Annotated in this window: 21 protein-coding genes, 3 tRNA genes and 1 pseudogene; 6 read left to right on the forward strand and 19 right to left on the reverse strand. The window is 37.3% G+C overall.

What is annotated here, in order from left to right; all coding sequences use genetic code 11:
• Positions 1–44 precede the first annotated feature (44 nt).
• Complete coding sequence (locus QRX23_RS05940) at positions 45–1,211, reverse strand: hydroxymethylglutaryl-CoA synthase (protein ID WP_002828399.1); 1,167 nt, start codon at positions 1,209–1,211, stop codon at positions 45–47.
• Positions 1,208–2,422: a bifunctional phosphopantothenoylcysteine decarboxylase/phosphopantothenate--cysteine ligase CoaBC gene (coaBC, locus tag QRX23_RS05945; protein ID WP_330155001.1), complete on the reverse strand. Its 1,215-nt coding sequence runs from the start codon at positions 2,420–2,422 to the stop codon at positions 1,208–1,210. Before coaBC ends, QRX23_RS05940 begins: the two co-directional genes overlap by 4 nt.
• Positions 2,423–2,638: 216 nt before the next feature.
• Here coaBC and QRX23_RS05950 point away from each other — a divergent pair.
• The 4 genes from QRX23_RS05950 (at position 2,639) to budA (ending at position 3,895) form a co-directional block, all read left to right on the forward strand.
• A tRNA-Glu gene (locus tag QRX23_RS05950) sits at positions 2,639–2,710 on the forward strand.
• 30 nt (positions 2,711–2,740) lie between these two features.
• Positions 2,741–2,812 (forward strand) — tRNA-Glu (locus tag QRX23_RS05955).
• 83 nt (positions 2,813–2,895) lie between these two features.
• Positions 2,896–2,984, forward strand: a tRNA-Ser gene (locus QRX23_RS05960).
• A 203-nt stretch (positions 2,985–3,187) separates the two neighbouring features.
• A complete protein-coding gene (gene budA, locus QRX23_RS05965; protein ID WP_330155002.1) occupies positions 3,188–3,895 on the forward strand; it encodes an acetolactate decarboxylase in 708 nt (235 codons plus the stop codon).
• Between the two features lie 68 nt (positions 3,896–3,963).
• On the opposite strand, the gene QRX23_RS05970 is transcribed toward budA, so the two are convergent.
• The 3 genes from QRX23_RS05970 to ccpA form a co-directional block, all read right to left on the reverse strand.
• The gene (locus tag QRX23_RS05970; RefSeq protein ID WP_330155003.1) at positions 3,964–5,304 is read right to left on the reverse strand and encodes an aspartate aminotransferase family protein; all 1,341 of its coding nucleotides are present in this window, start codon (positions 5,302–5,304) and stop codon (positions 3,964–3,966) included.
• Between the two features lie 33 nt (positions 5,305–5,337).
• The gene (locus QRX23_RS05975; RefSeq protein ID WP_330155004.1) at positions 5,338–6,810 is read right to left on the reverse strand and encodes an APC family permease; all 1,473 of its coding nucleotides are present in this window, start codon (positions 6,808–6,810) and stop codon (positions 5,338–5,340) included.
• Between the two features lie 413 nt (positions 6,811–7,223).
• Positions 7,224–8,237: a catabolite control protein A gene (gene ccpA / locus QRX23_RS05980; RefSeq protein WP_002828405.1), complete on the reverse strand. Its 1,014-nt coding sequence runs from the start codon at positions 8,235–8,237 to the stop codon at positions 7,224–7,226.
• Positions 8,238–8,494: 257 nt separating this feature from the next.
• On the opposite strand from ccpA, the gene QRX23_RS05985 reads away from it, so the two are divergent.
• Positions 8,495–9,595 carry a M24 family metallopeptidase gene (locus tag QRX23_RS05985; RefSeq protein ID WP_330155005.1) on the forward strand — a complete coding sequence of 367 codons (1,101 nt, stop codon included), beginning with the start codon at positions 8,495–8,497 and terminating at the stop codon, positions 9,593–9,595.
• A 91-nt stretch (positions 9,596–9,686) separates the two neighbouring features.
• Here QRX23_RS05985 and QRX23_RS05990 read toward each other — a convergent pair whose 3' ends face one another.
• The 9 genes from QRX23_RS05990 to QRX23_RS06030 all read right to left on the reverse strand — a co-directional run bounded on the left by QRX23_RS05990 (position 9,687) and on the right by QRX23_RS06030 (position 17,793).
• Positions 9,687–10,277 (reverse strand): ATP synthase subunit B family protein, encoded by a 591-nt coding sequence (locus tag QRX23_RS05990; protein ID WP_002828407.1) that lies wholly within the window; start codon positions 10,275–10,277, stop codon positions 9,687–9,689.
• A 30-nt stretch (positions 10,278–10,307) separates the two neighbouring features.
• Entirely contained in the window at positions 10,308–10,706 is a 399-nt protein-coding gene (locus tag QRX23_RS05995) for a DUF948 domain-containing protein (RefSeq protein ID WP_330155006.1), read from the reverse strand.
• Between the two features lie 139 nt (positions 10,707–10,845).
• Complete coding sequence (pepF, locus tag QRX23_RS06000) at positions 10,846–12,660, reverse strand: oligoendopeptidase F (protein ID WP_330155007.1); 1,815 nt, start codon at positions 12,658–12,660, stop codon at positions 10,846–10,848.
• A 64-nt stretch (positions 12,661–12,724) separates the two neighbouring features.
• Complete coding sequence (locus QRX23_RS06005) at positions 12,725–13,789, reverse strand: competence protein CoiA (protein ID WP_330155008.1); 1,065 nt, start codon at positions 13,787–13,789, stop codon at positions 12,725–12,727.
• A gap of 88 nt (positions 13,790–13,877) precedes the next feature.
• The gene (locus QRX23_RS06010; protein WP_002828411.1) at positions 13,878–14,648 is read right to left on the reverse strand and encodes an adaptor protein MecA; all 771 of its coding nucleotides are present in this window, start codon (positions 14,646–14,648) and stop codon (positions 13,878–13,880) included.
• A gap of 153 nt (positions 14,649–14,801) precedes the next feature.
• Positions 14,802–15,200 (reverse strand): transcriptional regulator Spx, encoded by a 399-nt coding sequence (gene spx / locus QRX23_RS06015; protein ID WP_002828412.1) that lies wholly within the window; start codon positions 15,198–15,200, stop codon positions 14,802–14,804.
• Positions 15,201–15,366: 166 nt separating this feature from the next.
• Positions 15,367–16,479, reverse strand: a complete 1,113-nt coding sequence (locus QRX23_RS06020; protein WP_330155009.1) for a toxic anion resistance protein — start codon at positions 16,477–16,479, stop codon at positions 15,367–15,369.
• On the reverse strand, positions 16,472–17,248 hold the full coding sequence (locus QRX23_RS06025; RefSeq protein ID WP_330155010.1) for a 5-bromo-4-chloroindolyl phosphate hydrolysis family protein: 777 nt from the start codon (positions 17,246–17,248) through the stop codon (positions 16,472–16,474). Before QRX23_RS06025 ends, QRX23_RS06020 begins: the two co-directional genes overlap by 8 nt.
• Positions 17,249–17,322: 74 nt before the next feature.
• Entirely contained in the window at positions 17,323–17,793 is a 471-nt protein-coding gene (locus tag QRX23_RS06030; RefSeq protein ID WP_330155011.1) for a phosphate-starvation-inducible PsiE family protein, read from the reverse strand.
• Between the two features lie 660 nt (positions 17,794–18,453).
• On the opposite strand from QRX23_RS06030, the gene QRX23_RS06035 reads away from it, so the two are divergent.
• Complete coding sequence (locus QRX23_RS06035; RefSeq protein WP_330155012.1) at positions 18,454–19,029, forward strand: GNAT family N-acetyltransferase; 576 nt, start codon at positions 18,454–18,456, stop codon at positions 19,027–19,029.
• 1,806 nt (positions 19,030–20,835) lie between these two features.
• Here the strand turns inward: QRX23_RS06035 and QRX23_RS06040 are convergent.
• The 5 genes and pseudogenes from QRX23_RS06040 to QRX23_RS06060 all read right to left on the reverse strand — a co-directional run bounded on the left by QRX23_RS06040 (position 20,836) and on the right by QRX23_RS06060 (position 24,376).
• Positions 20,836–21,936, reverse strand: a complete 1,101-nt coding sequence (locus QRX23_RS06040) for a GH25 family lysozyme (protein WP_330155013.1) — start codon at positions 21,934–21,936, stop codon at positions 20,836–20,838.
• Positions 21,937–21,994: 58 nt separating this feature from the next.
• Positions 21,995–22,243, reverse strand: a pseudogene (locus QRX23_RS06045) (phage holin); the annotation flags it as partial.
• 16 nt (positions 22,244–22,259) lie between these two features.
• The gene (locus QRX23_RS06050; RefSeq protein ID WP_140837506.1) at positions 22,260–22,493 is read right to left on the reverse strand and encodes a hypothetical protein; all 234 of its coding nucleotides are present in this window, start codon (positions 22,491–22,493) and stop codon (positions 22,260–22,262) included.
• 12 nt (positions 22,494–22,505) lie between these two features.
• The gene (locus QRX23_RS06055) at positions 22,506–22,805 is read right to left on the reverse strand and encodes a hypothetical protein (RefSeq protein ID WP_140837504.1); all 300 of its coding nucleotides are present in this window, start codon (positions 22,803–22,805) and stop codon (positions 22,506–22,508) included.
• An 11-nt stretch (positions 22,806–22,816) separates the two neighbouring features.
• Positions 22,817–24,376 (reverse strand): hypothetical protein, encoded by a 1,560-nt coding sequence (locus QRX23_RS06060; RefSeq protein ID WP_330155014.1) that lies wholly within the window; start codon positions 24,374–24,376, stop codon positions 22,817–22,819.
• Between the last annotated feature and the right edge of the window lie 3 nt (positions 24,377–24,379).

The raw sequence follows: 24,379 nt of genomic DNA on the forward strand, positions 1-24,379 counted from the left end.
TAATTTGTGAACAAAAATAGATTTTACCAACATTTTATAAACTTTTAATTGCAAACATACTGACGTTGTTCATTTTTTTGACCATGAAGGGTAAATTTAGCACCATCATCTTTTATATCAATTACACGATCCTCTGGACCACGTAATTGGTTATTAAATATTTTTTCATAATCTGGAATTGATACATATTGCCGATTAGCTAATAATGATTCAATCTGACCAGTTACTAATCCAGAATTAAAATGTGGTTGCAAAGTCAGTGAGTAAAACTCACCTTCTGCACCAGAACCATACGAGAACATACCAATTCGATCACCAGCTTCAAGCGATTGTGAATTTTCCAATAACGAATACAAACTCAAATATAAAGAACCTGTATATAGATTACCAATGCGCTTATTGTAGACACGGCTAGCTTCAAATTCATCTAATAATGCTGCTTGTTGCTCATCATTAGCCTCGGGTAACACGTCACGCAAGGCTTTTAACCCCATTTTCGTAAATGGCAAATGGAACGCTAACGCTTTAAAATCAGAAATATCACGACCAGATTTTTCCTTATAGCGTTGCCAAACTGCTTTGAAAAAATCCTGATAAACATTCGATGAATATTTACCATCCACTCTGGCGGTATCAGCATAAATTGGTCGCCAGAAATCCATGATATCACGTGACAAAAATTGATTATCTTGATTAATTTCAGCAATCATTGGATTAGCAGAAACTAGCATCGCCACAGCACCACCACCTTGAGTTACTTCACCACTGGTTTGTAGTCCATATCGTGCGATATCTGATGCAACCACAAGTACCTTTTCTTTCGGGTGCAATGTGACATAATCTCTCGCTTGCATTAGTGCGAAAGTTCCTGCATAACAAGCTTGCTTCAACTCAATCGTTCGGGCATATGGATTGATTCCCAATAAGCGTTGTAAATAAACAGCACCCGACTTTGAATTATCAATTCCTGATTCAGTCGCAAATAAAATCATCGTAATTTCCTTACGATCTGAAGCCGTCAACATTTCATCAGCAGCATTGGCGGCCATTGTCACAACATCCTGTGTTGCAGGAATCACGGCTTGCTCTGTTTGACCAATGCCAATTAAATACTTGTTTGGTTCTTCACCACGTGCATTAGCTAATTCAACCATATCAATATACTGATGTGGTGAAAAGAAACTCATTTTATCAATTCCAATAACTGTCATTTTTCTACCTGTCCATTGATTGCAATACTAATTTTCTTCATAATTTCACGAGCCAACGTGATTTTACTTTGTAAGGGTAACATCTCTGGCTCTTTATCTTTTGTCAAAATTGTGACCTGATTCGTATCATAACCAAACCCAACTTGATCCTTTGATACATCATTTGCGATTAACATATCAGCATTCTTCTTTTTTAACTTATTTTGTGCGTAAGTCATCAGGTTCTGTGTTTCAGCAGCAAAACCCACCAAATACTGTCCTGTCTTCGCTGAGCCCAACTGAGCCAAAATGTCAGGATTTTCAACTAAGGTCAAGTTAAGCTCACCGGAATCTTGCTTTTTTATCTTGTTTTGAGCCGTTTGCGCCATACGGTAATCCGAAACTGCTGCTGCCATAATGATAACGTCTGCATGCGGTAAAGCCGTAAACATTTGTTCTGACAACTCCTGAGCAGATTGTATATGGATGGTCCGTACACCGACTGGGTCCGGTAATTGAGAAGTTGCTGATATTAAGGTAACATCTGCCCCCTGTTCAACTGCTGCACGAGCCAATGCATATCCCATTTTACCGGATGAACGATTTGAAATATAACGTACGGGATCAATTGCTTCCACGGTACCACCCGCAGAGATAACGACATGTCTACCCTTTAATTGACCGTTTTTTTGGTAAAGTGCAAGTTCACTATACGCTAAAATTTCATTTGGTTCAGGTAACCTGCCTTTTCCAGTATATCCTTCTGCTAATAGACCATCCACGGGATCAATAACTATATCACCATCGTCTTTAATTTGTTTTAGATTTCTTTGAATAGCTGGTTGCAAGTACATATTCTCATTCATTGCTGGGACGACAATCAGTGGTGAATGCCTTGCAGCCAAAACCGTACTACCCGCATCATCAGCCACGCCATTCGCTATTTTAGCAATAATGTTTGCGGTCGCTGGGACAACAAAAAAATAATCTGCCCAATCAGCAAGAGTTATATGATCAATTGATTCTCCAGTCTTCTCCGCAAATAAATCAGTCAGAACTGGTTGATTCGTTAGTACAGCCATCGTCTTCGCTGTAATAAATTCTGTTGCGGCAGACGTCATGACAACTTTAACATTCGCATCCATCTTTATTAATAACCGCGCAAATATTGCTGCTTTATATGCTGCAACACCACCACTAATGACTAATACAATGTTTTTTTTTGAAAACATATGCTGTTCTCCTTAGTTTAAAAAATCCAGATACAATTAGTTTACCATGAACGACAAGACTTAAATTAAAAACAAATTGCTACCCGTCATTTTAACGAGAACAACCATAAATAGCAATATTCTAGTTTTTTTTAAATAAAGTCTTGCATCAATTTAATTCATCTGGTATATTATTATCTGTTGTTGAAACAGAAACATTCCGATCAACATTTACATGGCTCATTGGTCAAGCGGTTAAGACTCCGGTTTTTCACACCGGCATCCAGGGTTCGACTCCCTGATGAGCTATTGGTTTCGACCATCAAACTTCATAATTTTGGCTCATTGGTCAAGCGGTTAAGACTCCGGTTTTTCACACCGGCATCCAGGGTTCGACTCCCTGATGAGCTATTGATGTTACTAGGATACTTGTTATCCTAGTTTTTTTGTACTTGAAACATACAAATGATATCGGTATAATGATTAATTGTGATGGAGCTATGGCAGAGTGGTAATGCAGCGGACTCGAAATCCGCCGAACCGGTGTCGAACCGGCGCACGGGTTCAAATCCCGTTGGCTCCTTAATAGATTTTTAATCAATGATTAACACCCTTCTATATGGGGTGTTTTTTTGTTCTATCAATTAACCTTATTCTTCAAAATCGCCATAATTCTTTTATTAAAAGTAGCTACTAAGCTCTTTTTAAGTTAACAAGCGTAATAATTACTTATTAAATATACTCACATTAAGTAAGGATTTTATCTTAAAAAAGTTGGAGGTAGTAATGAATAAAATTTTTCAACACGGCACCCTTGAATTAATTATGGCTGGTTTATACGATGGTACCCTTACCTTTTCAGAGTTACTTGAAAATGGTGATACTGGGATTGGTACTACCCATGGTTTAGATGGCGAAGTAACCATTATTAATGGTCATGCCTATCAAACAAAGTCTTCAGGTGAGACAGTAGAAATTGTCGACTTAAACACCACCACGCCATTCGCATCAGCTCATAAGTCATCAACAAACAGTTTAAAGATCAAGTCGTCTCCATTAACCTTTAATTTATTAGATGAATTAATTAATCAACAAAAGTTAACTAACTCATTTTTATCAATCAAAGCTCATGGTACGATTAAAAACCTTCAAGTTCGCGTAGCTCCCAAACAAAATAAGCCTTACCCAGATTTTAGCACTGTAGCAGCAAGTCAACCGGTATTCAATTACGAAAACGTTACTGGTACATTGGTTGGCGACTTCAGCAACGATTTATATACTGGTGTAATGGCTGGTGGCTGGCATATCCATTTCATTAGCGATGATCGAACAATAGGTGGTCATGTGCTATATTTCGATACGGATAACGTTGATCTAGAAATAGACGTATTCGATACACTAAACTTACATTTGCCAACTAACAATACAGACTTTACTGAACACGATGTTAATTTTGCTGATTTACAGGCAGCTATCGCCCAAGCCGAAAAATAACAATTTTATCTAATACAAAACGACGAACCAAGCAGCCCCATGTTCATGCTTAGTTCGTCGTTTTTTAGTTACCAACCAATGTGATGACGTCCACTTGGTTCAAGTAACTCACCAGCTTGATAGCCGGCAAACACCTTATGGATAACATCAAATGCTTGTTGTAATTCTTCTTTTTTAATGACTAGTGGCGGTTGAAACCTTAGCGTATTACCACGTAATGAGATCATCAGCACACCGTTTTTAAATAGGTTATAGATAATGGTATTGGTTCCTTGCTCATCTCCCAAACCAGTTTCAGGATCAATAATATCAATACCACCATTTAGACCATACAATCGGACATCGCCAATAAAATCAAATGTTGCTTGCTCTTTTTCAAAAAATTGCTTTGCAAAATCACCAAGCTCAGCAGATCTTTCAACCAATTTTTCAGACTTAATCACGTCCAATGTTGCTAATGCTGAAGCAGCACTGACAACATTACCAGCAGTTGTATAAACATTTGCAGGTGCATCAAGACTTTGCATGATCTCCCGTCTACCTAAGACAGCACTTAACGGCAAACCTGAAGCCATTGATTTTCCCATCGCAATCAAATCTGGATGGATGCCAAAATGTTCAAATGCCCAGAACTTACCTGTACGCCCATAACCCTGGTTAACCTCATCAACAGCTAACAGGATACCATGATCATGCGCAAAGTCTGCTACCTTTTGCCAATAACCCGCTGGCGGAGCCATAATACCACCATCTCCTTGAATTGCTTCAATCATGATGACTGCTGTTTCTTCAGCTGGCAAATAATTTTCGAATGGTTCTTTAAAAGCAGCAAACATACGCTCAGAAAAAGCTTCATCATTCTCACCAGGTAAGCGTTTATCAGGGGATGGAAATGGTACTTTATAAAATCCAGGCAATAGTGGTCCAATTTTACGACTCATGTTTAAGCTGACTGCTGATGCAGAAATCGAACCATAAGTTGAACCATGATATGCCCCGACAAATGAGACAACATTCGTCCTACCTGTATATCCGCGAGCAAACTTAATGACTGCATCATTAGCATCGGAACCTGAATTACCAAAAACAACCATCCAATCTTTTTCATCACCGGGTGCTAATTTTACCAATTCTGAAGCCAATTTAGCCTCCGTTGATGTGGCAAAATATGCAGCAGTATAATGAACTAACTTTTCAGACTGATCCTGGATAGCTTTCACAATCTTTGGATGTGCATGCCCCGTATTTGTTGCACTAGCACTTGCTAACAAATCAATGTACTCATTCCCAGCAACATCTTTTAAAATTGCCCCTTTACCTGAGTCAAGAACCACATCAAAATAATAAACGCGCCCAGCGCCAGCAAAATGCTGTTCTTCTTGATTTAAAACATCATTATTTTCAACCATTTTTGATATCTTACTCCCCCTACCAAGTACTATTTACTTACCTGATTTACTTCTCAATACTGAATGTTTTGCTCCATAAAGGAAATACACAACAATTCCGATAATAAACCAAATTAAAGCATAAATCTTTGCCTCGGCACTAAGTCCCCAAAATACCCATGCTGACAAAATTGCACCAATTGCTGGAGTGACAGGATAACCTGGCATTTTAAACCCAGCTTCTGGCAAGTCTTTGCCTTCTCGCTTATGCAGTGAATACATAGCTAGTGAAACAAAAATAAACGCAATCAGAGTTCCTGCAGAAATCAATTCTGAAAGGAACGAAAATGGGAAGAATGATCCAACCAGAACCGCAACAACAGTCAAGACTAACAAGCCACGATTTGGCAATCCTTTGTTTTCAGTAACTTGACCCAACCATTTTGGTAACATACCATCACGTCCAAATGAGTAAAGCAACCGTGACCCAGCCATCATCATACCAATCAATGCTGTCAACATTCCGACAACAGCAATAGTTGAAACTGTAGCCGCAACGATTGGATGACCAGCTTGTCGCAATGCCCAACCAACAGGTTCAGCGTTATCAACATACTTGGTGTACTTAAACATACCAACAAGAACCAGTGAAACACCAACAAACAAGACAACGGCAATTAGTAATGATCCTAAAATACCACGAGGCATTGTTTTTTGTGGATTAACGGCTTCTGCGGAATTTGAAGCAATTGAGTCAAAACCAATATATGCTAGGAAAATACCAGACACACCAGCCCAAATTCCTTGGAACCCACCTAACGTCGTGCCATTTGGGTTATATGCAGGAACAAATGGTGAATAATTTTCTGGATGAATGGCTGTTAAACCAACCACAATAAATAGCAAAACGGCGAGTACTTTGATAACAACTAGTGTCACTTCAACACGAGATGCTTCATGTACACCATGTGATAATAGCCATGCGACTAAGATAATTGCTATAAAGGCCACGATATCAACAAAACCGCCATTAGGACCACTGACAGATGAGGCCCACCCAAATAGTGAATGCGTATCTAATGCACCAGATAATGCTGGTGGCAAATTAATACCAATTTGAGAAATTAATCCTCTAAAATTCGCTGATAAACCAGAACCAACGAATGCAACTGCAATGATGTATTCAGCTAACAAAGCCCAGCCGGCAATCCAACCGAAGCCTTCACCAAACAAAACATTAATCCATGAATACGCTGAACCAGCAACAGGTAAAGTAGATGCCATTTCGGCATATGCCAAGGCAACAAAGCCCGCAACAACTGCTGCCAATAAGAATGAAAATACAACTCCAGGGCCAGCATAATTAGCCGCCACAACGCCCGGTAAAGTAAAAATAGCCGTTGAAACAATTGTTCCAACACCTAATGCTAAAAAGTCCTTCGTATGTAAGATACGTGGCATATCCGCATCTTTGCTAATATATGTGGAAGCATCCTCGCGCTCCAAAAATTTTGACCATAGCCCCATATAAAAATTCTCCTAACTTGGGTGACTTTATCAAGCATGATTTCAAAAACTTAAGCTTAAAAAATTAAAATATTTTTTATTTTAAGTAAAAAAATCACCTATTATAATATTACTGGATGAAATTCATATTACTAACCCATGACTAAAAATTAAAAAAATAATAGCTTTATAATATAGTGCTAGCAATGTATCAACCAATTATTTCAATGATACCGCGCTGATTATAAAAGTCAATATTTTTCTAATTTTTTTATCATTTTTTGACTAAATCAGTTATAAGATTAACGTTCTTAAATAAAAAAGAACGGTTTTTTTGAAGTCACTCAAAAAAGCCATCCTATTTTTCTTATTCCATCACTTAATAAGACTACTGTTTATGAATTCCAAAACAGATTTAAAATCTTATCGTACACCTACATATTGTCATGCTTAGTTGATCCACGATCTACATAACCATGTGGGAGAACAATATTATTAACTGCCAGTTCTTCATGGTTCATCAACTTTGTTAACATGCGCATGGCAACTGCACCAATATCATAAATTGGTTGTGTAATTGATGACAATTGTGGTCGTGTAATCACCGCAACCTTTGAATCATTGCCTGTAATGATTTCAAAGTCGTCTGGTACATTAACACCTGCATCTGTTAGACCGTTAATCACACCAGCGGCCATTTCGTCATTGGCAACAATTGCTGCAGTAGCCTCTGAATCTTTAATTTCTTGAGCGAGTTGATAACCTGACTGATAGTCATATGTTCCTTGGAAAACTAGCTTCTCATCGTAAGCCACATCGTACGCAGCCAAAGCATCTTGATAACCAAGTAGTTTATGTGCCTTGTTCATATAATGATCTAAATCGCCAGTGACGAAAGCAATTTTGGTATGACCCGCTTGCAGCAATCTTGTTGTTGCATCACTCATTGCTGATCTATATTCGATATTAACTGATGGCTGTTCTTCATACTCATCTAACAAGCCAGCCAAAACTACAGGTACATCAGCTTTCTTAAATTCATCACGAATATCATCATTTAAAATGTTACCCATAAATACAATACCATCAACTTGCTTACCAAGAAGATTTTCCATCACTTGAATTTCTTTAGTATTTGACTCATCGGAATTCGCTAAAATAATTTGATAATGATACATTGCCGCAACATCATCAATTCCACGAGCTAATTCAGCAAAATAATGGTTGGTAACATCAGGGATAACGACACCAATTGTCGTTGTCCGCCGTGAGGCCAATCCTCGAGCAACTGCATTTGGACGGTACCCCAATTTAGCAATCACCGCATTGACTTTTTCTTTTGTTTCAGCTTTAACATTTGCATTACCATTCACGACACGTGAAACAGTTGCCATTGACACTTTTGCTTCTCGCGCCACATCATAAATTGTGACAGTTTGTTTATCCATTACTATTCTCCTAAAAATACAAATTTTTAATTCAGACTCGAGCGCTAGACAAATTTATTTAATCTAACAGCCATTAACTGATTTTATTTTATGGGAACGCTTACAATGTGATTGTAACATGTTTTCATAATTTGTTTCATCATTTAATAATAATTTCACACAATGGTTAATTGTAACATAACTTTTTATCATAGATGGGCATTTTTTAAAAATGAGCGTACAATTAATCATATATTTCAATTAAAGGAGAATTTTTAATGACCAATAAACTTTCATCAATACAAAGTTGGCTAGAAGAACAACAACTAGATGTTGCTTACTTCTCAGATTTTCATTCAATTGATTACCTAACGGGTTTCAATTCTGACCCTATTGAGCGTGTACTCGCTCTAGTGGTTTTCCCACAAGATGAACCATTTATCTTTGCGCCAGCCCTTGAGGTTGAAGCTGTTAAAAGCTCAGGCTGGTCTCATCCTGTTTATGGTTATCAGGACCAAGAAAATCCATGGGCACTAATTAATGAACATTTGCACGCCCATACACAACATACAGAAAAATGGGCAGTTGAACAAGAGCAACTCACACTAAAACGTGCTTCCCTTATTCAAACGGCTGTTCCAGAAGCAAAGTTTATCGGTAATTTATCACCATTAATGACCAAATTGCACTTGATTAAAACTCCTGATGAAATTATTAAATTACACAAAGCTGGTGAAGATGCAGACCGCGCGTTTGAGTTTGCCTTTAATGCTTTGAAGGCTGGTGTTTCTGAACTCCAAGTAATGGCAAAATTAGAGTATGATTTAAAGTCTTCAGGTGTTGTTGGCATGTCATTTGATACACTGGTTCAATTTGGTGCTCATGCTGCCGAACCACATGGTGACACAGGTAACAATACATTGAAGCCTGGTGATCTTGCCTTATTTGATCTTGGTACCATCTATGATGGTTACGTATCTGACGCAACACGTACGGTTGCCTTCCAATCAGTATCAGATCATCAACGAGAAGTTTATGATGTTGTCTTAGAGGCTGAACTAACTGCCCAAGCTGCCGCCAAGCCAGGAATGACTGCTGGTGAATTGGATGGCATTGCACGAGATATCATCACAAAGGCTGGTTATGGCGAATACTTCGTACATCGACTTGGACACGGAATCGGTTCATCTGTGCACGAATCAATTCAAATTGCACAAGGAAATGACTTAGTTCTACAACCAGGCATGTCATTTTCAATCGAACCAGGAATTTATATTCCTGGCGATTTAGGTATTCGTATCGAAGACTCAGTTATTGTCACAGAATCTGGTGTTGATCCATACACGCACTCACCTAAAGAATTACGTATTATTGAATAATTTTAAAATTAATATATGTTACAAAAAACGTTAGCTCAAACCAATCTGGTTGGGCTAACGTTTTTCATTTATTTAATATAGAACTGAAGAACTATTTATCAGCTTCCTCAGATAAACCTTTTTTATCGGTTTCTGATAGTCCAGTTGTTGGCTCCAATACTTCAGGCTCAACCTCATCCTCAAAGCTTTCAAAGGTTTCTGATGCAACTGCATCATCCGTTGGTGAAAGAACAATATCCTCTTCTGTCTGTTCAGCAACATCAGCTTTAATCTGTTCTCTAAAATCATCGGCCTTTGCTTTAGCTTGATTAGATAAGTCTTGTGCTTGATTTCGTAAATCCGTTGCCTTTGCTTGCGCTGAGGCCAACAATTCATCAGCCTTTGCACGTAAATCAGCAGACTTTTCTTCAGCTGACTCCTTAAGGTCTGTCACCTTGGTATCAAAGGCATAGCTCTTATCAGAAACAAAATCATCGGCCTTATCACGAACTGATGCAACGGCATCAGTCGCAGCATAACTGTAATCCACTACTTTATCACGAAAATCTGCTACAACATCATCAAACTTTTCTTTTAAGTCATCTTGTTGTTCAACAGTCAACATCTTGTAGTAACCGTATCCTGCAGCGGCAACTAAACTACCAAATGCGACACCAGCTAAAAATCCTTTTGTCTTTGACATGAATATATCCTCCGTTTTATTAACCAATGGCTATTTTTGCGCAGCTTCAGCTTTTTTTGCATTCTTACGATTCTTTCTAGCTGCATTAGCCGCAAAAAGTGCTGACGCTACTTTCGTCTTGTTTGAACTAGACGATGATCGTACTTTGTCTGTTAAATTATGCGTCGCATCATTTAATTCTGATACTGAGGTCCCCAAATCAGCAATTGCCTGAAAGGCAGGATCAATTGTTGCCACCTTTCCATTCACATCATCTAACAACGTGTCTACATTAGCTAATATATCATTAGCCTCACGTGCAATAATGTCAACATCTTTCGTCACAACACCTAGTGTTTGCGTCAATCTCACTAAGAATAATCCAATAAATAGAACTAATAATAATACTGCAATAGCTAAAATTATTAGAGCAATTTGTCCACCTGACATATTTTCCCTCCTAGCATTTCTGTGTATACCCACTATTTTAACGTTTTATACCTGTACTGGCAATTGTAAGAATTTTATAGATAAAAGTATACACCAGATATGATATCATCATTACTTTCTAAAATTACCTAACTTGACGTTACTCAAGACCTAATTCATTAACTAATTGCTCGAATTCATTTAAGCGCTGCTCAAAGACATTGAATGTCTCTCGTAGATAGTCAGGCTTCGTCATATCGACACCTGCTTTTTTCATGACATCAATTGGAAATGCTGATGCACCAGCTTTTAGATACTCCTTATATGCATCAACCGCTGTCTGTCCCCCATGTAAAATTTTATCTGCCAGTGCCGTAGCGGCAGCAAAACCGGTACTATATTGGAAGACATAAAAGTTATAGTAAAAGTGTGGAATACGCTCCCACTCGTGTGCAATTTCTTCATCTACAGTCAATGCTGGACCATAATAACGTTGGTTCAACTCGCCATAAGCCTCATTCAATACTTCAGCAGTTAGTGGTGTACCACTAGCATCAGTTTCATGCATCCACTGTTCAAATTCAGCAAATTGTGTTTGTCTGAATAAAGTACCCTTGACACCATCGAGATACTGATTTAACACGTATGCCTTTAATTTTTTATCAGTAATGGTACGTAATAGGTAGTCTGTTAACAAATTTTCATTCGTCGTCGATGCAATTTCTGCAAGGAAAATTGGATAATCACCATATTGGTAAGGCTGACTCGTTCTTGTTAAGTAAGAGTGCACAGAATGGCCCATTTCATGTACTAATGTACTTAAATTATTCAAATTATCGACCCAATTTAGTAGAATGAATGGGTTTGTATCATAAGAACCACCAGAATAGGCACCCGAACGTTTACCTTTATTCTCAATAACATCAATCCAGCGATTATCAAATGCTTTTTGGACAATTGCCAGATAATCTTCACCCAAAGGAGCTAATGCTTTTAATGCTTCAGCTTGAGCACGTGGATAATCAATTTCATAGTCTGGTTCACCAAGAATCGGCGTATACAAATCATAAGAATGTAGCTCTGAAAGTTTCAATAATCGTTTACGTAAATTCATATAGCGATGCAATAAAGGTAACGCCTTATTTACTTCAGCGACAAGCGTATCATAAACTATCTCAGGCACATTATTAGCGGCCAAAGCAGCTTGACGAGCTGAGTCAAAATGGTGCACCTGGGCTAAATAATTATGTCCCTTGACGTGACTACCAATCAACGAAGCAAACGTATTATCTAGTGCCATGTATGATGCGTAAAATGTTTTAAACGCATTTCTACGTACATCCGGATTAACAGATTCTAATAATCGTGAATAAACCCCGTCTGATAAGGTTTCTAATTCACCTTCATCATTTTCTACAGCCTCAAACTGGATGTCAGCATTATCCAACATACCAAATGCCCGTTCTGAAGCACCAAAAACATCCCCTGCGGCAGCTAATAATTTTTCTTCATTTTCAGGAAGAACATGACCTTTTTGTGTCAAAATATCATCAAAGTAGTGTTGGTAATCATTTAGACGTGGCTCAGCTGCAAAAAATGCTGCAAGCTGCTCCGCAGAAAGTGAGAGAACCGTTGGGTCAAAAAATGCAATTGCGGCAGAAACCTTAGCGGCAATTGTTTTGGCCTTATTACTTAATCCCTGATAAAAACCATTAGCTGTATCTTGATCTGATTTCATTGATGCATAGACATATAATTTCTCTAAGTCACGCATTAACCCTAAGCCGTATTGCAGTGCATTGTACAATGACGTGCCCGATTCTGTTGCACTGGTGGCAAAAAAATCTGCAGTGTTTAGACGCTCTGCTAATTCATCATAGGCATCTTGCCAAGCTTCATCACTAGCAAAAATTGTACTAAGATCCCATGTTGCTGATTCTGGTAGTTCTTCACGTAAAGGTAGTTCTTTAACCATTATTGTCCCTCATTTCAGTCTAATATAATCTTCATTTTATCATAGTTTGTTTGTCTATTCAGTGCTAGTTCGATAGTTTCCTTCTTGATAGGATATGAGAATCAATAAAATAAGCTTCTCGGAATGCTTCGAGTTTATCTTGATAAGTGTCAAACCATTTCACTAAGTTGGCTAGTTTAAATTTTCCATTTGTATATTCAATTTGATTCGCCTTAAGAGCATCATTTAAAAAATGATAAAGCCATAGTTTTTGTACATCCCTTACCATTACACAACCAAATTGCTGCCAATCTTGAACAATACATCGTTGCAGCATTTCATCCATACTAACCGACTTGTTCTCTAAAACCATAATAATACGAACAGCAACTTGCCAATGTGGTATCTTAAGCCCACCTGGGAGTGAATATTGCGCATGGCAAATCCAAGGAATGCCAACAATATTTCTATTTTGTTTATAAAGATACTCTTGTATCTCACGGATTTTTGGCTTTGCAAGTATAACTGACTGTTGTATCTTTAACAATTGTTGCAACTGATTATTTACTCGGGTTTTGCGAGTTACTAAACCACCATTATCAATTTGCCACCATCCCTGATAGTAAATATTATGCTTATAATTCCAAAAAAATATTTTTAGTTCAAAATTATGGATAACTGCAAATTTCGCCATCGTTGTCGCTAATAATCGCTTTTTTTGATAAGTTTCACCTAGAATCCACAATGTCTGTAAATGTAATTTTCGATAACCAGCCATCCGCTTTCGAACCTGATCAAGCGTAATGGGAGCACACTGAAACTCAATTGCCGTCCATTTATCGCCTCTTCTTATCATTAGGTCTGGTCGCTGCTGGATTTCACTAAGCCAATGTTCCAGCTTCACTTCATCATATTTTTTACTAAAGTATTGAAATAGCGCTAATTTTCCTTGAAGGTGCAATGCCAATTCGCCTTCACTACTAGCATCACAGTTTGCAAGAATTTTATGTGCGTAGTGGGCTATCTTGATTTTGCCTTTTTTTAAACAAACGAGCTCACCACACCCTGGACATACATACTCATCATTTAATCTTGCCAAATTAGCATCCATATACTCTTTTGTATGTGCATGTCGCGCAATTAACATCATTCGACCTCCATAAATAGAGACGAAAACTAATGTATTTTTTACAAAAAAACTGAGACAGAGATTTCTGTCCCAGTTCCACTGGATTATATTACTTAAAGTAGCTTAATACTTGTTCAAGCGCATTATCATTAAAAACAATTTGCCCGTGTTCCACCAAAACCTCAGCAGATACTTCTGAGACTTTGGCAAATTCTCTAGCAACGCCTGTCAAATCCTTAATATCATAATTATTTTGCAGTGCTTGACCATCTATACCTAAGATATAGTAAAACTTGCTGTGATACTTTACTAATTTTGTGCTGAAAGCAAAATCTTGTTTTTGCATCATTAGTGAAAATTGAATGATATTCTCAAAATCATCAAATTGCAGTACCAACTCCTGATCATTAATGTTTTCTGAAGTTAATAATCTATCGACTAAATGGTTCTGCTTATCAGATGTAGAAACATCTTTCATCTGTGATTGCTTTATAATTGATTGGTCTGCTACGTTCTGACTATCCTTACTGTCGCTAGCAAGCAATTTATCTAATAAGTCATCAGAAACATCATCATTAGACTCACCGGCATCTCGCTTACCAAGTACAGAATTCAGCATCCCCTCCATCATTGTTTTGTCATCAATATTTTTAGAAATAAATAGTTCTAAACCATTTCGATTAGGCAATACTTGGAAGGTTACGGCTTCGTTATCTTCAAAATCACCATCAACATCGACTTCTTCTAAAATACTATAGAAGAACTCTTCAATTTCATCTTGGTTGCCCAGCAAATCAACAATTGAAATACTACGCTCCGCTAAATCATCATTTGTGACAACAACGCGAATGGTATCATCATTTATTCGTTCCATTTCCATAATGGGCACCCCTTTCTTCTCAACTAAATATGAGAAATCGTTCTAACAATATATTATAACAAATTCTTGGTTTATTCGTCGAATACATTGTAAAAAAGTTGATGCCATATTAGAACATCAACTTTAAATAACTTATTTTGACAAAAATTAATTCTATAAATCAACCATAGCGGTGACGCGAGCCAACTCTGCCTGACGCATTTCATGAGGTAAGAATCGTCGAATTTCATCTTCATTATAACCAACCTGCATACGTTTTTCATCCATAATCAATGGGCGCTTCAATAGTGCTGGTTGATTATGCAACAAATCAATCAATGAACTTAACGACATATCGTCTAATTTAATGTCTAATTCTGTAAATAGTTTTGACCTTGTTGAGATAATTTCTTCGGTACCATCCTCAGTCATACGCAAAATATTTTTAATCTCTTCACGAGTTAATGGTTCTTTAAATATATTTCGTTCTTGATAAGAAATCTCATTCTCCTCGAGCCATGCACGCGCTTTTCGGCATGATGTACAACTTGGTGATGTATATAACGTTACCATAATGGGCCTCCTCTCGGCACTACAATGATACGACTATTCATACTAATGTTTCTTATAGTGTCCATTATAACGGTATCGGCCAAAACATGTAACCCTTTTTTGTCAAATAATTGTAATAAATTAAAAAAATCTCATTTTTTAGTCAATCTCAGTTAAGCTATACGTTTTATATTGTTTTTTTATCTGATTCTGTTGCCATCGAAATTAGTGTCTCTTTCAGTTCTGATTCCATATCTTTCATTTGCTGTTCTGCTTCAACACGTTTGTCCCGACCTTCTTTTTGAATAATCATTGTTTCTTTGATAGTTTTAATCAATTGATCCTGTGTGTGTTGCAATGTTTCGATATCGACAATGCCACGTTCATTTTCCTTGGCTGCTTCAATTGTATTTTGTTGTAACATATCCGCATTTGACTGCAGTAATTGATTCGTTGTATCAGACACAGCTCGTTGGGCATTTACTGCTTTCTTTTGTTTCAACAATGTTAGGGCAATCGTAACTTGATTTTTCCACAGCGGAATCGCAGAGTTAACTGATGTTTGAATTTTTTCAGCCAGAACTTGGTTAGTTGTTTGAATCAGTCTAATTTGTGGTGCTTGTTGCAATGCCATTTGTTGCGTCAACTTTAAATCGTTCACACGCTTTTCAAGCCGGTGTTGGAATTGTATTAAATCTTGCACTTTTTGGGCTAATAATTGATTTTCTGACTGCTGTGCCAGCTTTTGTGCAGCTGGTAATTCTCTTTTTTCAATATCTGTTAATTTCATTTCTGCCCCAACAATGTGGACATTTAGCTGATTGAAAAAAGACATATTTTCACTGTACAAATCATCAAGCATACGATTATCAGCCATTAATTCCGTTTGAAAATGTTGTAACTGTCCGGCAACATGATCAACTTGTGCGCCGATTTTTTGATATTTTGCTGTTAGTTCATAAATGGATTTTTGCATATTTTTAAATATACGTGCAAAGAATCCCTGTTTAACAGGTATTAATTCAGTTGGATTAGCTTGAGAAAGATTGAACATCAACTCTGTCAATGTGTCTCCAATTGGTCCAACATCTTGTGACTGTACCTTTTCCAGTACTTCTTGCGAAAAATCAGTCAGGTCTTTCTGGGTATCTTCACCATATGAAATAATTGAATCCAAATGTTCCACATCAAGTTGTTGTGCAAGTTTTAAAGCTTCTGATCGATCCTTTGACGTTAACTGACCCACTCTATCAATTCTACTATTTGTCAAATCTTTTTGTGATTGTTGCTCTTCATTCATGCCTGTCTCCCAATGTATCCTTTGTTGTATTCATCCGACTATTTAAATTATTCATATCCTCACTGATTACTAACCGGTAATCTTTACATATATTCGTCGATAATTCTTTAATCAATTGTCGTGCCGTTTTTAACTGTTTTTTATCTTCATCGCTAATAACAGAATGATTTGCAATTTCTACATAACTCACTAACAATTGTTCTAAATTAGGTAATCTACGATATGCAAAGTCGTTCACCGTGAGCAATTGAGTTGGTTTCTCTGCTAACTTATTTAAAATAGCCTCAATATACGTGACAACTTTTGTTTCTATTGCAATCCTTCTAAGTCCCACAGTTTGCTGAAACAAAACTTTTACGTGCCATGCCGATTTCTGCATAGGCTTAAATGTTTGTTTAAAAACGCGGCTATCACGTCGTGTTAAGCCACTCTTATTGATTTTTAAACGAGGATGTTGTTTTAATTGCGTGAGCTTAGCATGTGGCATGACAAATAATTCCCGTAACCCAACGACCAACATAATTAATAGTCCCTGTGACATTAATCCTAATTGTGGACTGCCCGCAACCAATAAAATAAGTACAATTGGTAGGACCCATCGAAAGCTCTTTTTGATTGATACACCTAATACAGCAAGGCTACCTATAAAAAGCCAAGCTGCTGCATTTGTATAATGACTAAAAATGATGGCCAAAATGAATAATCCCCAAAATAATGTCCATCTTATTTTGCGAAAATATTGCTTTGGAATATGGTCCAAATCCATCATACTGTTCCTCCAACCTTCCTTTTTTTCATTATACAATATTCAATCATTAAATTAGTAACAAAGCCCCGTGATACCTAATGTTCATCAGTTGCTTGTTGCAGTTGATGTTCTTCAGCAAATATCACTTCTTCTCTCGCTTCTTTTTGTTCCAAATCCGCCAAATATCGTCGTGACCAACGATAAACAATCAAAACTAAAATCATTATTGCAATAGAAATTGATTGAATCAATATTCCCATCGTGTCATCATGATAAACTAGCAAATTACGGAGCATTGCTGTAATTCCAATATACATGAAGTTTTGTAGTGAAATATGCTTTTGTAAAAAATATTCTTGTGTTAATACTACAAACTCAAAGAATAAAAACGTTTCTAAAATCAATCGCGCAATGCTATAAAAATTTTTCTGAAGATCTGTTTGCCAAACCATTTGTACCAAAATCCACAAATCCTTGACAAAAAAACCAAACATAATTATTCCTAAGTTAAGCATGCCTACGCCTAAAAAAATGTTATATCCTTTTTCAAGATGCTTATAACCCATATAAGATCCTCCATTCATTTACTATCTCAATAGTACCAAACCGGCATCTGAAGTGATAGTTTTTTAAATAACCGAACAAAAATAAAATTGTACATACCATAATACTTAATTTATGAGTGCTACAAAAATGTTACCAGTGCAAAATAAAAGCCCTAAAAATCCTAAAAATGAAGGATTCTTAGAGCTATTTTGAGTGCCGTCGACAGGCATTCACTTTCCTATTATATAGGTGTCTACGAGGTGTGTGTAGCAAACTTGTAGCAAATATGCTGTTTCAAATAATGCAAAAAGCCCCACCAGATAGAGTAACCACTCTACCCAGTGGGGCTTTTTTACATGCTTTATCCTAGTTTTAACAAACTAATAAGATGAGATAAAACAAAATGAAAATTGTAGACGTGAAAGCCAACAAACCTAGTATTAGTACTACAATAAAAATAATTAAATTTATTGATGAGTAGAATGATTGTTAATCATGGCACTTTCGATATATAATGATTAAACATATTAATTCATACTAAATGATGACATTAAAAAATGATATATTTGGAGTTATTAAGATATGAAAAGCTATGTTTTAAATTAAAAGAACAAGTTAAATGCGAATTTTAAAGTCACATTTAATATCTACTCACGAATAATAATAGAGGGGTAAATATTTTGTCTAGTATAAAAAAATTATTAATGCAACATTCTAACTTGCGAACCAAACGTTTGACCTTACGTCCTGTGCTGCTAGAAGATTTTAATAGTATGTATAGTTATAGTAGTGATCCAGAAAATACGAGGTATTTAGATACATTTTCGTCAGAAGAAGTATTTTTAGAAGTCATGGCAAATTTTTGGATTGGAGACCCTATAGGAAAATATGCTATTGTTCTGAATGATAATAAGGCTATGATTGGTACCATTGAAGTACACTTGAATGAAAAAAATAAATCAGCTGAAATTGGGTATATAATAGATAAACATTATTGGGGAAACGGGTACCTTCCCGAGGCCTATTCAGAAATAATGGCCTTAGCCTTTGAAAAATTAAATTTAGTTCGGATCTATTCCATGACAGATAGTTTAAATGTGAACTCTAGAAGAGTACTAGATAAGTTAGGTTTAAAATTAGAGGGGGTTTTACAAGGAGACAGGTATGTTGACGGTAAATACTATGGCGATACTGCGATTTATGGTATGACCAAACAATTATACAATAAAAATGATGTATTGAAGAATAATGGCTAGTGACCAAATAGTGACCACATAACATATAGTAGAAAACACAAAAAAGCCCCACCGGATAGAGTGACCGCTCTACCCAGTGGGGCTTTTTGACATGCTTTATCCTAGTTTAAAAAACTAATAAGATGAGATAAAACAAAATGAAAATTGTAGACGTAAAGCCAACGAACTTTGTAGGAATAAGTAAGATAACCAGTAGACGATTATATCCACCAAATATCTACACAATTATTTTAACACGAAATATTAAAATAAGATAAAAAACCACCAGTCGCATAAACTGGTGGTTTAACCATGAATATAAACTGGTAAGTTAATCACGGTTTTATAGCTACGTGACTCGATCAACACGTAACTACTTGTAGAGTGATCCAAGAGTAGTCAATAAAATAAATATTACACTCTACATGCAAATTATAGCACATAACAAAAAAGCCACCAGTCACATGAACTGGCGGCTTAAAACCCTGACAAAGAGCAAGCATAAAACGGTAAGATATCACGGTTTTAATGGTTATGTGACTGGATCAACACATAACTATTTGTGGAGTGTCTAGAGAGCAACTATGATAGATGTCAAACTCCACATTGGAATTATAACACACAGCAAAAATCCCACCAAGCTATTCAATCGAATAACCTGGTGGAATTTTAACTTGATAACTGTTTGTTTAATGCAATGAATTATCACTTTTACTTTCTTGGAGGAAAGCTATCAAGTTAACTAGATTATAGTTTGTTGATAGCTATTTTACAATTCAAAAAAATTAACTACTTAACTTCGGTTAGCGTATCTGCCGCTACCCAAACATTGCCATAACGAGTACCAAATGCCAAGCTGTTAGTTGCTGGGTCATTTGCCACTACCTCAATGCGGTCTGAATGCCAACGGAAGTGACACCAACAGCCAGTGTTTGATTAGCTGTCTTGTTTCCTTTGCTATCTACTTTACCAACTGATTATCGCCTATAACATTAAAATTTCAGTTGCTTGTTTTGCCATTAGCGAATGCGTACATAATGTCTTTACCAGGCACTTAATTTACTATAGTATAGTCGTTTATAAGTTATATGTAGTAAATATATTGTTTCAAATAATGCAAAAGTCTCACCAGATAGACTGACTACTCTAACCAGTGAGGCTTTTTAAATGTTCTATCCTAGTTACAAAGAACTAATAAGATGAGATAAAACACAACGAAAATTGTTGTAAAACAAAGAAATTTAGGAGAACCTAATCGAGATAATTAGTAGATGATTAACTCTGCCAATTACCTGTGCTACTATTTTAGCACAATACTTTTAATAACTCGTAAAAAACCACCAGTCGCATAAACTGGTGGTATAAACCATGCATTTTTAACTGAGATAGGTGTGAAAAACATGGTTTTTATAGTCGTGTGACTCGATCAACACATAACTACTTGTAGAGCAGCTGGAAGAGATAGCAAGCTCTACCTAATAATCATAACACACAACAAAAAAGCCCACTAGTCGCAATGACTAGTGGGCTAAACCATGACAAAGGACAAATACAAAATGGTAAATTGAACATGGTTTTTATAGTCATGTGACTTGATCAACACATAACTACTTGTAGAGCAGTTCAAGAGTAGTCAGTTAAATAGCTATTACACTCTACGTGTAGATTATAGCACATAATGAATAGCCCACCAAGATATTCAATCGAATAGCCTGGTGGACCCTTAACTTGATAACTGTTTGTTTAATGCAACTAATTATCACTTTTTACTTCTGGAGATAGCTATCAAGTTAACTAGATTATAGTTTATTGATAGTCATTTTACAATTACTTATTCAGTAATGAATCGGCATTGTACCAAATGTTACCATATTGTCCTTCAACAATACCAGCACCATTTGAGTTGTTGTCGTATTGGTCAATTGTACCATAGCTGTAACCAGCTTTGAACTTAACCGTGTCACCTACACGAGTTGCTGCATAGTTACCACGAGTGATGTTATCTAGCATTGCTAGTGGAATACCATTGGCAGTCCATGAGGCATCCTTACCACCAGCAAGGTCGTAATTGATTGCTTGCCACATACCATTAACGTATGCGATTTTATCAACACGGAATGACTTGTATGCAGTAAAGCGGTTACCAGCGTTCTTAAACTGCTTGATAGCTGACGTATCATTGTTCACAACCGGTTTTGATGGCGTCACATTTGGTACAACAGCATTCTTATCAGTCCCAGCTGTAAAGAAGTTGTCGTACAAAATTGAGGCGTCAAAACGACCTAGTGAGCTCGCAAATCTTTGGTTTGACGTCCATTGCCAAGCATGTTCGGTATTGTAAAGCTTCATGGCTGATGTTGGCACGTATGGATATTGCGCTAACCACGATTTTTCACCAGCCGGGCTCACACTTGATGAGTAGCCACCAGTGTAAGTTGTTGAGCGGTAACCATACGCCCGCACACGATTCTCAAAGGCTGTCGCAACTGGTTGCATAGCTGAACCCATCGACAATTGATAGGAGTTCTCAACATCAACTGCCAAGACAGCACCAACAGGTAAGCCATCAGCCTTTGCCATACGTACTGCATAATCAGCTTCGGCAATTGCTCCAGCTACTGTCGTTGATGACAGGAAATGATACCCGTTGATGTAAACACCAGCAGCCTTAGCAGCTGCGATGTTACCTGGTGCGGTGTAATCATGAAAGGTTGTTCCTTCTGAAATTTTAGTTGCGACAGCTTTCATACCATAATTATTTCGCATATACACGAACTCTGGCGCTGTCATTTGTCCGTTGTGGTTAGACACGTCCACCATATCCACACGAGGTGTATCGGCATGGGCAGTATCAGATGATACATAGCCAACACCTGCGAATGCTAAAAAAGCACCTGCCAGAACAAGTGCTTGCTTTAATTTATTCATAACATCTCCCTTATTTTAATTGTTCAGTCGTATCGGGTACTTGAGTGACTTTGACTGGATCTTCTAACTTAACAGTTGTTGGTGCTTCAACCACACCACCACCAGACAGCACACCTAATGCTCCCAAGATGGTCAGCACGGTATTAACTACCGCAATAATAGCAGTCCAGTCACCAGTAAATTTGATACCAAACACTGCAAATACTTGTTGAACAAGTACAATTAACAAAGAAACCAGACCTGCAATTACTTTTCCTGAGTAACTACCGTCTGGGTTCTTAAGTGCATTATTTATTTTTTGTAACATGTGTCATCCTTTCTGATTAATCACCAAACTTGTTATGTTTCCACACTTCAAGTCTAAGTAAACGTTCGCCATGGTCTTGAGCCACTTTATTAGCGTCCTTCAATTGCTCTTTAATTTCTTGTAAATCTTCACGCAATTCGTTAATTGACGCAACAATTGTGTTCTTTAACACCCACCAAAGCCCACCCAACAGTGTCGCTCCCGCTCCAATTACTCCGAATGATATTTCCAATACTTTAAAGACGTCCATTAAAGTACCTCGTTAATTTGCAGGTGCTTCTGATTGAGCAGGTTCGTCATCTGGTACAGGTTCTGGTTCTGGATCTGGAACAACAACTTGTGATTCAGCAATCAATTTCTTTGCCTTAGTAATTGCCAAAGTTGCTAAGTCTTCAGTGGTCGTTTGAAATGAGATACCGTCCTCTTCTGCAGTTAATCGAATTTGTCCACCAAAATAATTATCTGGTTCGACAAAATTAACCACCAAGTCAATAAAGTCGATGACCAGCCCTTTGTCTGAGTTTTTAAGACTGGTATTTGTGATTGATGTTGTTATGTTCATTGCGTCCTCCTTTAATCAATTGGGTAAGAAACTTCAAATGAAGACTTTGTGCCTGAGTCAGTACCTGGTGTGGTTGATGACGCACGCGATACCTCACCATTGTCACCAATTAAAAAGTTTCCTGATTTATTAGCTGAAAAATATGACTCCCAAATCCAGTGTGGAGGCCTGTAACCAGCCGGCAACGTTGCGAACACTTTACCAACATCGGCAATAACATCCAGCACTTGAATGTAAACAACACCATTCAGTAAGCGGTAACGAGCAACAGTTGCTTTCACACCACTGGCAAGAGACATATTTTTCCAACCAGAATCGGTCATCAAGGTACCACCAATCGTGGTATTACCAGAAAACGTCTTGTTACCCGCAACGGTTTCATTACCTGTATTGTGAACAACAGATGAGTCTTGTGCCAGTACTCCAGATGTATTAGGGATTACGTTAATCCATTTACTTGAAGAGACATCATATCTATCCCAATAACCATTGCCATTTAATCGCCAGATATTATCATAACTGATACCAGATTGTTGGTTAGTCATAAAGTAAATTCCACCATCAGAGGCAGCAATTAAGTGCTCTGAATTCATGGTTGTGAAAGGTAGAGCAGTAGAATCAGATGTTCCATTTTGTATTGCTATAAATAGATTATTAATAGACTCACCACCACCAATACCTGTCAAACCATTTCCAGTAATCGTAACACCAGAACCGTCTGATTTCCCCGTAAAGTAAGTTCCTAATGAATGAGGTTTATTATCACCATAGCTGTCATCAATTACCTCTAGAAAATTAGCATAACTATTATTAGTTGCTACATGCTTGTATAACCAGTCTGCCTTCAAAATATGGCTGACATTTACATCAGTAAAACTTTTTGTTCCTGTTGCCGATTGGTCTCCTGTGGTATTAACGGTCATATTGTAGTCCACAACCCCATCTTTACCAGCAGGACCAGTAGGACCAGTATCCCCTTTATCACCCTTAGGGCCTGTTGCCCCCGTGGTACCTTTTGGACCCTGTGGGCCAGTTGCTCCAGTGTCCCCTTTATCACCTTTTGGTCCTTGGATACCTTGTTTTCCCTGTATTCCTTGCGGACCTTGTGGACCAGTATCACCCTTATCACCTTTTGCAATCGTGCTGGTGTAATCGGCAACTTTTTTATCAACTGCCTTTTTGACATCTGCCAAGACAGTGTCAAAGGTTATTTGCGGGACTAACGCACCTTCTGTGGCATGTAAGTTCTTATTGATAGTGAATGTGGCATACCCTTCCGTTGGAAATACTGAGACATCACCATCTTTATCTGTAACTTTAATTTCAAGGAAATACGTATCAGGAGTTAACTTTTGCAATTGGCTGTCCTTAAAGTCCAAGTCAATTTCAGTTCCATTACTTACCAAATCGATGTCAAATAAAAAGCCACCTGCGTTCGCAATGGTAGCTGTAATCTGTTTATTGGTTAAGTCTTGGGCAACACCGTAATCCCATGCCTGTAATTTCATGATGCCATTGGTGTCGGCAACTTTATTTTGGTTATCATTTAACCGTTTTAATAATTTCGACATGTG

The sequence above is a fragment of the Weissella paramesenteroides genome (assembly GCF_036327715.1).
Classification (GTDB): Bacteria; Bacillota; Bacilli; order Lactobacillales; family Lactobacillaceae; genus Weissella; species Weissella paramesenteroides.